The organism is Tabrizicola sp., from assembly GCF_051645465.1.
GTDB lineage: Bacteria > Pseudomonadota > Alphaproteobacteria > Rhodobacterales > Rhodobacteraceae > Tabrizicola.
Genome location: NZ_JBOFBI010000031.1, coordinates 1 through 10,489, shown reverse-complemented (window position 1 = coordinate 10,489; position 10,489 = coordinate 1). Strand labels below are relative to the sequence as shown.

11 protein-coding genes are annotated in these 10,489 nt (G+C 63.7%); all 11 read left to right on the top strand.

The window, feature by feature from the left end; translation table 11 throughout:
• The first annotated feature begins 249 nt into the window (after positions 1–249).
• Positions 250–1,281, top strand: coding sequence for a LacI family DNA-binding transcriptional regulator (locus ACRCSW_RS01915; protein ID WP_438702308.1), 1,032 nt, complete (start codon positions 250–252; stop codon positions 1,279–1,281).
• A 31-nt stretch (positions 1,282–1,312) separates the two neighbouring features.
• Entirely contained in the window at positions 1,313–2,578 is a 1,266-nt protein-coding gene (locus tag ACRCSW_RS01910; RefSeq protein ID WP_438702307.1) for an ABC transporter substrate-binding protein, read from the top strand.
• A gap of 65 nt (positions 2,579–2,643) precedes the next feature.
• Entirely contained in the window at positions 2,644–3,486 is an 843-nt protein-coding gene (locus tag ACRCSW_RS01905; RefSeq protein WP_438702306.1) for a carbohydrate ABC transporter permease, read from the top strand.
• The gene (locus ACRCSW_RS01900; protein ID WP_438702305.1) at positions 3,483–4,301 is read left to right on the top strand and encodes a carbohydrate ABC transporter permease; all 819 of its coding nucleotides are present in this window, start codon (positions 3,483–3,485) and stop codon (positions 4,299–4,301) included. Before ACRCSW_RS01905 ends, ACRCSW_RS01900 begins: the two co-directional genes overlap by 4 nt.
• A gap of 9 nt (positions 4,302–4,310) precedes the next feature.
• A complete protein-coding gene (locus ACRCSW_RS01895) occupies positions 4,311–5,357 on the top strand; it encodes an ABC transporter ATP-binding protein (RefSeq protein WP_438702304.1) in 1,047 nt (348 codons plus the stop codon).
• Positions 5,345–6,604: an MGH1-like glycoside hydrolase domain-containing protein gene (locus tag ACRCSW_RS01890; RefSeq protein ID WP_438702303.1), complete on the top strand. Its 1,260-nt coding sequence runs from the start codon at positions 5,345–5,347 to the stop codon at positions 6,602–6,604. Before ACRCSW_RS01895 ends, ACRCSW_RS01890 begins: the two co-directional genes overlap by 13 nt.
• Positions 6,605–6,606: 2 nt before the next feature.
• The gene (locus ACRCSW_RS01885) at positions 6,607–7,299 is read left to right on the top strand and encodes a PIG-L deacetylase family protein (RefSeq protein WP_438702302.1); all 693 of its coding nucleotides are present in this window, start codon (positions 6,607–6,609) and stop codon (positions 7,297–7,299) included.
• 619 nt (positions 7,300–7,918) lie between these two features.
• Positions 7,919–8,884 (top strand): hypothetical protein, encoded by a 966-nt coding sequence (locus tag ACRCSW_RS01880; protein ID WP_438702301.1) that lies wholly within the window; start codon positions 7,919–7,921, stop codon positions 8,882–8,884.
• Positions 8,885–8,941: 57 nt separating this feature from the next.
• Positions 8,942–9,475 (top strand): ricin-type beta-trefoil lectin domain protein, encoded by a 534-nt coding sequence (locus tag ACRCSW_RS01875; RefSeq protein ID WP_438702300.1) that lies wholly within the window; start codon positions 8,942–8,944, stop codon positions 9,473–9,475.
• 40 nt (positions 9,476–9,515) lie between these two features.
• Positions 9,516–9,968 (top strand): hypothetical protein, encoded by a 453-nt coding sequence (locus ACRCSW_RS01870; RefSeq protein ID WP_438702299.1) that lies wholly within the window; start codon positions 9,516–9,518, stop codon positions 9,966–9,968.
• A 79-nt stretch (positions 9,969–10,047) separates the two neighbouring features.
• Positions 10,048–10,489 (top strand): YHYH protein (locus ACRCSW_RS01865; protein WP_438702298.1); only part of this gene is annotated, 442 nt, incomplete at its 3' end.

The window sequence follows — 10,489 nt, the reverse complement described above, 5'->3', positions numbered from 1 at the left end:
CAAGAACTTTGCCGGGGCTTCCAGCGCCCCGGCAAAATCCGTCCGCCACCGGAGCAAAGTTCGGAATGCATGGCTTCAGCGAGTGCGTCCGCTTTAGACATGCTGCCTTGCGGCGACATGCCAAGGCCGAGTGTCTGGTAAGGGCCGGCGGCGACTGGTATTGCGCAATCGTTTGCACGAATCGCGCCCGAATGCTAGGTTGCATGCTTACGGGCTGCGTCTGACGACTTTGGAAGGGGTGCCTTTCGCATGGCGGCGACGATCAAGGACATCGCGCGGACCTTGGGTCTTGCTCCATCGACCGTGTCGCGCGCCCTTGCCGGACATCCCCGCATTCCTGAAGCCACGCGCGAACGGGTCCGGCAGCTGGCGGGCGAGCTTGGCTATATGCCGAACCGCGCCGCGCAAAGCCTGGTCGGCAAGCGCAACAGCGGTTTTGCCGGATTGGTGCTGACCGATCCGGGCTATGGCCGCGAAGACAGCTATCTTGGCGAGTTCTTGTCCGGCCTCGGTCAGGGTCTAGGCTCGCAAGGCATCGACCTCTTCCTTGCAGCTATCCCAGAAGGTCAGTCCGAGCTGTCGGTCATCCGCAACATCGTCGCCTCGCGCCGCGCCGACGGGCTTATCCTTGGCCGCACCTCCGAGGTGGACCCGCGTGTCGATTTCCTGATCGCTGCCGGTTTTCCCTTCGTCACCCATGGCCGCGTGGCTGCCGAAACCTCGCCTTACGACTGGGTCGATACCGATGGTTTCACAACCTCCGGCGAGGCGTTCGACATGCTTTACGAACTGGGTCACCGGCGCTTTGCGCTGCTCACCATCGAAGAGCTGATGACCTTCCGGTTGCACCGCACCGAAGGTTTGCTGCGTGCGATCGAGCGGCGCGGCGACCCTTCGGTGACGCTCAGCATCGTCACATCACCCCGCTACGACAGCGTTCGGCGCAAACAGGTGATCCACGACATGCTGACCGGCATGCCCCGCCCGACCGCCGTGCTGGCCATGTTCGACGGCCTCGCGTTGGCCGTGCTGCAAGAGGCCGAGCAGCTATCGCTTTCGGTGCCGGGTGAGCTCAGCGTCATCGGCTTTGACAACATCGCCTCGGCAGCGATGGCCCGCCCGGGTCTGACGACCTTTGACAGCGACGTCGACTTCGCAGCGAGGGAATGCGCGCGCATGTTGGTTGCGCGCATCGCCAATCCGGGGCTCGCCCCCCAGACACATCTGATCCGGCCGCGACTTGTGCCGCGCGCCAGTCACGGACCGGCACCCGCCGGATAGAAGGCCACGCAACAACGGGAGGAGAACAAGAATGAAATCAATGTCATATCTTCGCACGACCGTCACCGCGGCGGGCGTTGCGCTGGCCGCACTGCCCGCACTGGCTGAACCTTTGTTCTGGTCGACCCAAGCCAACCCGGTCGAGGAAAGCCAGAAGATGCGCGACGATGTCCTGGCGGGCTTTCCGGGCGGCGTCGACTACCAGCCGTCTGATCCCGGGCCATGGCTGACCCGCATCCAGGCCGAACTTCAGGCGGGATCGGGGACCATCGCCCTCCTTGGCGGGTTGCACGGCGATCTGTCGGGGCTTGGTGCGGACCTGGTCGATCTGAGCGGGATCGATACGACCGGCGTCAACCCCGTGATGATGGAGCTGGGCACTCTGGGCACTGAGGAGCAGAAATACATTCCCTGGATGCAGGCCACCTATCTGATGGTAGCCAACAAGAAAGCCCTGGAGTTCCTGCCCGAGGGGGCTGACTTGAATACCCTGACCTATGACCAGCTGATCGCCTGGTCCAAGGCGCTGGCCGAAGGCACGGGCGGGCCGAAATTCGGCTTTCCCGCCGGGCCGAAGGGCCTGAAGCACCGCTTCTTCCAGGGCTTCCTGCTGCCTGCCTATACCGGATCGACGGTCACCGAATTCCGGTCCGCCGGGGCGGAAGAGGCCTGGGGCAAGTTCCGCGAGCTGTGGCAATACGCCAATCCTGCCTCGACCAACTACAGCTTCATGCAGGAGCAGCTGGTGACGGAAGAGGTCTGGCTTGCCTTCGACCATGTGGCGCGGGTCGCCGATGCCTTCAACCAGCGGCCGGATGACTTCGTGGCATTCCCGGTGCCTGCCGGGCCGAAGGGGCGGGCATATATGCCCGTAGTGGCGGGGATCGCAGTGCCCAAGACGGCCCCGGACATGGAGCAGGCAAAGGCTCTGGTTGCCTATATGCTGAAGCCCGAAATCCAGATCGCCACGCTGCGCGCGACCAACTTCTTTCCAGTGACGGATGTGGCGCTGCCCGATGACATGCCCGCGTCGGTACGCGCCTCGGGTCCGGCGATTGCAGCGACGGTAAGCGCGCCCGACGCATTGCAGGTGCTGCTGCCGATGGGGCTGGGCGACAAGGGCGGCCAGTTCAATCAGGTCTATATCGATGTGTTCGAGCGGATCATCCTCGGCGGTCAGGATATCCGCCCGGTGCTGGACGAGCAGGCCGAAGCGCTGCGCGCCCTGATGGCCGAGACGGGTGCCCCCTGCTGGGCACCGGATGCCGCGTCCGAGGGCCCCTGCCCGGTGAATTGAGCCCGTATGGCCGGAGGCGCGGCATTCCGCGCCTCCGGGTTTCCGCTCACTGATGAGGTCCGGCCATGCCCCGCATGCTGCCCTATCTGCTGTTGCTGCCAGCCACGGCCTTTCTGTGCCTGTTCTTCCTCTACCCCTTCGGGCTTGTCGCCATAGACAGCTTGAGCAGCGACGGGGCCTACAGTCTGGACAACTTCCGCGAGATGGCCGGGAACTGGAAGTTCGGCACGGCGTTCTGGAACACCATGCTGCTGACCGCGGTCGTGGTGCCGGTCCAGCTGGCGATGGCGCTGACCATGGCCTCGATCGTCTCAAAGCTGCAACGCGGCAGGTCGGCGATCCTTTACATCTTCGCGATCCCGCTCGGGATTTCGGACCTCGCTGCCGGGCTGATCTGGCTGTCGATCTTTGAGCAGTCCGGGTTCCTGAACAGCCTGCTCGTGGGCCTCGGCATCGTGGACCAGCCGATCCTTCTTCTCAGCTATCAGAACACCTGGGTGATCTTTGCGGCCATCGTGCTGGCCGAGGTCTGGCGGGCAACGGCGATCATGATGGTGATCCTGGTGGCCGGGATGGGTCTGATCCCCAAGGAATATGGCGAGGCGGCCGAGGTCTTCGGCGCGACGCGCTGGCAGCGGTTCCGCCGGGTGACCCTGCCGATGCTGCGGCCGAGCCTCCAGACCGCATTGATCCTGCGGGTGATCCTGGCGTTCGAGGTCTTTGCCGTGGTCGTAGCCCTTGGCGGCACGCAGTTCCCGGTCCTGATGTCGGAAACCTACAACTGGCAGTTCGCCATGCAGGAACGCGGCGTCGCGGCGGCCTATGCCATGGTGATCCTTGGCGTCTCGGTTGCCTTCACGATCCTGATCCTGCAGCTCCTGCACGTACCGAAGGGGGCCCGGATATGACCGATCCGACTATCCGCCGCGCCGGAAACCGCGTGTTCATCGCAGGGATCGCCCTGCTCGTGATCTGGGTGCTGGGGCCGATCTGGCTTTTGTTCGTCAACGCCCTGTCAGCGCCTGACGAAGTCACCGGCTTTCCGAAGTCCTTCTTCCCCTCTTTCGATATGGAGTCGCTGACCTTTTTCTTCGGCTTCTCCGGGGTCGCACAGGCCCTGTGGAATTCCGTTCAGGTGGCTACCGTGACAATGATCCTGTCCATCGGCATCGGCGCGCCGGCGGGCTATGCGCTCTCGCGTTTCGATTTTCCGGGGAAGGAGGCGTTCCGCTTTCTGGTCGTGATGACCCGTGCCTTCCCGCTACCGCTTCTGGCGCTGCCACTCGCGGTGATGTTCATCCGAACGGGGCTCGATGATACGATCCTTGGCCTTGCGCTGGTGCATACAACACTGGCGCTGCCCTTCGCGGTGCTGATCACCTTCTCGCTCTTCTCCGGCATCCCTTTGGAGCTGGAAGAGGCCGCATGGACGCTGGGCTGCAACCGGGTGCAGGCTTTCATCAAGGTGATCCTGCCGCTGGCCGCGCCCGGCATCGCCGCAAGCGCCGTCTTCGCCTTCGTCATCAGCTGGAACGAGGTCTTCGCCGCTGCCGTCCTGACCATCGAGAACCGCACGCTGACCGCGTTCCTCCTGCAATCGCTGGATGTCTCGCCGCTGCCCCTGAAATTCGCGGGCGGCACCGCGCTGGTCATGCCGGCACTCATCTTCATCTTCGCTGTTCGCAAATACCTCTTTGCGATGTGGGGCATCGCGAACCGTTAGGGGGGCACCATGGCCGTTATCGACATCAAGGGCGTTGCCAAAAGCTTCGGGGCGTTCAACGCGCTGCACTCCATCGACCTGACCATCGCGGATCAGGAATTCATGGTGCTGCTGGGCGCGTCCGGCTGCGGCAAGACCACGCTTCTGCGCATCATCGCGGGGCTTGAAACTCCGACGTCCGGTGAAGTCTGGATCGGCGGGCGGCGGGTGGACCATCTGCCGCCACGAGAACGGGGCATCGCCATGGTGTTCCAGAACTACGCCGTCTTCCCGCATCTGACGGTGTTTGAGAACATCGCCTTCGGCCTTCGGATGAAGAAGCTGCCGCAGGCCGACGTGGAGCGGCGGGTCAATCGCACTGCCGAACTGATGCACATCGAGCAGCTTCTGAAGCGCTACTCCGGCCAGCTTTCCGGCGGCCAGCGCCAGCGCGTCGCCGTTGCGCGCGCACTGGCGATGGAGCCGGACGTGATCCTGATGGACGAACCCCTGTCGAACCTCGACGCGCTTCTGCGGCTGGAGATGCGGGCCGAACTGAAGGGCGTTCTAGCAGCATCGAAAACCACCACGATCTACGTGACCCACGATCAGGTCGAGGCGATGAGCCTTGCCGACCGCATCTCGGTCATGAACGGCGGACGGATCGTTCAGGCGGCGAACCCGGTTGAGGTCTACCGCAACCCCGCCGCGCGCTTCGTTGGCAGCTTCATCGGCAACCCGCCGATGAACTTTCTGCCAGCCAACCCTGCGGGCACAGGCAAATGGGAGGTAGCCGGGCAGGTCTTCGACGGTCCCGCCGCCAGCGCCGCCGAGTTCGCGATCCGCCCGGAAGACCTGCATCCCGCCCAAAGCGGCCTTTCGGTCGAAGTGCGGGTCGTCGAACCGCTTGGGCCCCATACGCTTGTCACCACCACAGTCGCGGGCCAGCCCTTCCGCGCCGTTCTGGAAAGCACCTCGACCCCGAAGCCGGGCGATACCCTGCACCTTGCCCCGATCCCCGACCGTATCCGCTGGTTCGACCCCGAAACCCAGAAGGCCCTGACATGGCCAGCCTGACCGAAGTGGCCATCGCGATCCTGCGCGAGAATGACCGTGGTACCTACACCGTGCCGACCAAGGGTCTCTATCCGTTCCAGTGGAACTGGGACAGCTGCCTGACCGCCCTCGGCCAGCGCCACTTCGACGAAGACCGCGCCTGGCTCGAGATCGAGACTCTCTTCGCCCACCAGTGGCCCTGCGGAATGGTGCCCCACATCGTGTTTCACCAGCCGGACGACGGCTATTTCCCCGGCCCCGATATCTGGGCCACGAACCGCCCGGTGCCGACGTCAGGCATCACCCAGCCCCCGGTGGCGGGCTTTGCGCTGAAGCGGCTATACGATCTGGCGAAGGACCGCCAAACCGCCACGGCCCGGGCTCGCGCCCTTCTGGCCAAGGTCGCCGCCTGGCACCGCTGGTTCTATGCCACCCGCGACCCGGCGGGCGAGGGGCTGGTCGCGATCATCCATCCCTGGGAGGCCGGCCGCGACAATTCCATCGACTGGGACACCCCGTTCGAGAGGGTGCCAACCGAAGGCATCGCCCCCTACACCCGCCGCGACACCCAGCACGCCGACCCCGCCCATCGCCCGACCAAGGCGCAGTACGACCGCTATCTGTGGCTGGTTGAGCATTTCCGGAGCCTGAACTGGGACACCGCGAAACTCCACGATGCCTCGCCGTTTCAGGTAGTCGATCCGGGCTTCAACGCCATCCTGATCCGGGCGTGCGCCGACCTCGCCGATCTGGCCGAAGCTTTGGGAGACGCCGCTCTGGCCGCCGAGAACCGGAGCTTTGCCGCGAAGGGCCAGGCCGCAATGGAAAGCCTATGGTCCGAGCGCGACGGCCAATATCTCTGCCGCGACCGGGTGGCAGGGGCGCTGATCGAAAGCGCATCGGTCGGAGGTCTGCTCGCGGCGTTCTGCGCCATCCCCGCATCGCGGGCCGCCAGGATTGCTGCCAGCATCGACCGCCACGGCACACGCTTTCCTGTTGCCAGCCACAGTCCGCAAGACCCCCGCTACGACGGCAAGCGCTACTGGCGCGGGCCGGTGTGGCTGGTGGTGAACTACATGATCGCCGACGGGCTGGCGCGGGCGGGGCAAGAGGACGCAGCGGCCCGCATCAGCGCGGCGAGCCTTGATCTGATCCGCGAAAGCGGCTTCGCTGAATACTACGATCCGCAGACAGGTGAACCGCTGGGTGGCGGGCGCTTCACCTGGACCGCCGCCATGGTGCTGGAGTTTCTGCGACAGGAGGGATGAGCATGCGGATCCTTGCCATCGGCGCCCATCCCGACGATCTGGAGATCTTCGCATTTGGCACCCTGTCGGCCTGGGCCGCCATGGGCGCCACCCTGACGCTCTGCGTGGCCACCGACGGGGCCAAAGGAGGCGCTTTGCCGGCCGACGAGTTGTGCCGCCTGCGCGCCGCAGAAACTGCAATGGCGCTGGCACCGCTTGGCTTCGGTGCGCCACGCAATCTCGGCTTTCCCGACGGCACCTTGCGGGCGGACGCAGAGCTTGAGGCGGCTCTTGTGGCGCTGATCGATGAGACAGGCCCCGACCTTCTCCTGACCCACACGCCGAACGACTACCATAGCGACCATCGCACGCTTGCGGCAGCGGCATTGCAGGCCGCAGGCTTTTCTGTGCCCGTCCTGTTAATGGACACAATGAACGGCACCGCCTTCATCCCGACCCATTGGGTCGATGTTACCAGCCACTGGGCGGCAAAGGAGACAGCGATTCTCGCCCATGCCACGCAGACGCCCGATCGCTTTGTCGCCATGGCCAACCGCCAGGCCGCTTTCCGCTCGGGCGAATGCAACGGCCCCCATCGGCGCGGGCAGAAGCGTTCCGATTCGAACCGCGCTTTCCCTTTGCCGACATACGAGCGCTTCTGCCACCCGCCCCGCAAGTCCGTCCGATCGGACATCGCAAGGCCCTGGGATAGCTGAGCTGGCGTATCTCCAACTATGAAGCCACTAGCAACACTTGGCGGGTGGAGTTTGTTCACCAGCTGCTTCACAATCTTTCCTCCGTCGAAGAAACAAGACGAAAGCTCTCGCGTTGCGAGAGCCTCGTCGCTCACGACCCGCACGGGTGCATCCCAACGGCAGCGGCGGTGCAATCGCGGGGTTCAAGAGCATCGAACACTTCGCCTTCCTACGTCACCACGGTCCAAGTTGGACGGGAATGACCGCTAATGGGGTGTTGCACTGCAGCAGACACATCGACCTGAATGACGGCACTGGGCCGTGGTTTCGGATGGTCCGGGTTCGAAAGCATGACCGCAGTCTGCTAGCAGACGTCGATGGGTGTCTTAGATCGCTCTGTTGCGAACGGGAGGTTTGTCATTACCGGCCTTAATCTAAGATTAGCGGCTGTGGGGCGATGAATTAGCGCCATCGGACGTGCCTAGAATGTGTGGTGACGGCGCAGGCCGAGGCCGTTTGCACGCACCACCCGGCGAATGCGCGGCATTCCGCCCGGCGATTGCCGCTCTCCATGCTGGCTCCACAGTCTTTCGCGAAAATCCGGGTCGACGTGCGTTTCCACCGTGGAAGGATCGTCTCCGTGACCACCGCCAGCCACCTTCGACCCATTACCTCGTCTGCTGCGCTTTGCGCCGCTCTGGCCTCGGGCGCGCTCGCGCAGGAAGCGAGCTTCACGCTCGGCGCGGCGACGACGATCAACCCCGGCCTCATTGACTGCGGCTCGGGTTCCCGGGTCAGCGAAGTAGGCGAAATTGCTTCGGAAGACCGGCAGGTCTGGACCGTTCCTGCTGCAACGCAGTTTGAAACAGGGCCCAAGGCCCCCGACCTCTACAACGACTGCGGCGGCACCGAACATTCCAGATTGTCGGACCTCGACCTGGCCAGCATTCCTGTCGCCGATGCAGGCGGCACAGAAGAGTTTGTGGCCTATGTCTTTGCCGACAACTACTTCGAGCTTTACGTGAACGGCACCCTGATCGCCGTGGAGCCCGTGCCCTTCACCCCGTTCAATTCGAACGTTATCCGCTTCTCCGCCACCCGGCCTGTGACCCTTGCGATCATGGGTGTCGACTGGGAGGAAAACTTGGGCCTCGGCTCCGAAAAAGGGCGCGGGGCGGACTATACTCCTGGCGATGCGGGGGTTGTTCTGCACGTTCAAGACGCATCTGGCCAGACGGTCGCGCTCAGCGACCAAAGCTGGAAAGCGCAGACCTTCTACACGAGCCCCCTTGCCGATCCCACCTGCCTGAAAGTCGATGGTGCCAGCCGCGACAGCTCCGCCTGCAGCAGCGATCCGGCGGAGGACGGTGCGGGCTTTTCCGCCGCGCATTGGCCGCTGCCCGAGGGCTGGACGCAGCCGGACTATGACGACAGCGCTTGGCCCAATGCCCTGACTTACAGCAACGACACGGTCGGCGTGGACGAGAAGCCGGGCTTCACAAATTTCCCAGAGGTGTTCGATACCGAAGGGGCCGATGCGGCCTTCATCTGGTCGTCGAACCTGGTCTTGGACAACCTCGTCCTCCTCCGCAAAATGATCGACTGACCCACCGGGACTGCCTGGTGGCATCCTCTGACGCCATCCCACGACAAAGGAACTGACATGCGCTCTGCTTCAACAATTCTCGTCACAACCCTCGCTCTGACCTTCGCATCGACAGCCCATGCCGAGACGGTCGAAGTCACTCTTGCAGATGATCTTGATGATATCCTGAACGGATATTGCATTGATATCGCGGGAGGAAATGAGAATGTCGATATCACAAGAGGCCTGCAGGGCCACACTTGTTACAGCTACAGAGGCGACCTCGGTACCGATCAGAAGTTTGAGACCGAAAAGTTTGCCGAGAACCAGCTTTACATGACGGACTTCGACGTCTGTGCCACGCTGTCCTCGCTGGACGCGGGTGCGACGATCGGGCTGGCGGCCTGTGACGGCAGCGACATGCAGAACTTCACCTTCACTGGTGAAGGTACGATCACCCCTGTCGCCGCACCCACGATGTGCCTGACCCTCGCTTCGGAGACTCGCTTGGGCAGGGGTTCGCAGCACCAGATCAAGGTAATGACCCTGGCCGCCTGCGAGGACGCGCAAAGCGCTTATCAGACCTGGCGCGTGCGCAGCACGGACGACTGAACCAAACCCGGCAATCGGCCAACCAGGGAAGGAGAGCACCATGATCATCGCACGCCGCCTGATGGGCTTCGTCCCACTGCTTGCTGCCCTTCCTTCCATTGCCGGAGCAGAAGGCGAGGCCGAACACCTTGCCCAGATCAAGGCGATGTTCGACCCTGCCGCCATCGTCAGCGAGCCCGAACTGGTGGATTGCACCTTGTCGGGCGGGAGCGAAACGACCTGCTTCAGCATCACCGTGAAGTCGTCGCTGGAGCAGAACGAGATGGGCCCCTGGTGCCCCCGTAACATCTCGGACGGGCCAGACGCTTCGGGCATCTGGCCGCATGAGGGCACGATGTACGACGCGGATGGTGCCTTCGTGAAGAACCTTTCCACCTTCTACGACGATCCCGACTGGCAGCTTTTCGATCCGGCGACGGGCAAGGTGAACCTAACCGAAGGCAAGGAAGCCTGCGAGCTCGCCACGCGGCCAGATGTCGACCCGACCAATTAGAACCACTGTGTCGAATGCCTGACAAGCGACATGGAGAAAGAGGCGGTGGTGACCTATGTCATCCCGCTGCAGCCGGTCGATGCGCGGCGCCCCGTTTGTGGGGGTGGGTCTGGCCTTCAACGGCATCAAGTACGATGCCCCCGCGCCGGTCGACAGGATCCTGGGCGCTTATACGCTGGCACCATTCGACGATTGCGGCGGTCATGTGAACCCGCACGCCGGCTATCACTACCACGCCGTGACAGGATGCAGCCCGGAGATCGCGGTCACCGAGGATCACGCCCCACTCATCGGCATCGCGATGGACGGCTATTCCCTGTTCGCCCGGCTTGACCCCGATGGTACCGAGCCCGCCGATCTGGACGAATGCCGCGGGCATGTGACGGAAGGGATCGGCTACCACTACCACGTCGCCGACGCGGGCGCGAACCAGACCATCGGCTGTTTCAAGGCTGAATACGGGTGTTCGCTGGACGATGCATCGCAGAGCTGCGACGCGACTAGGCGACCACCCCCGCCCT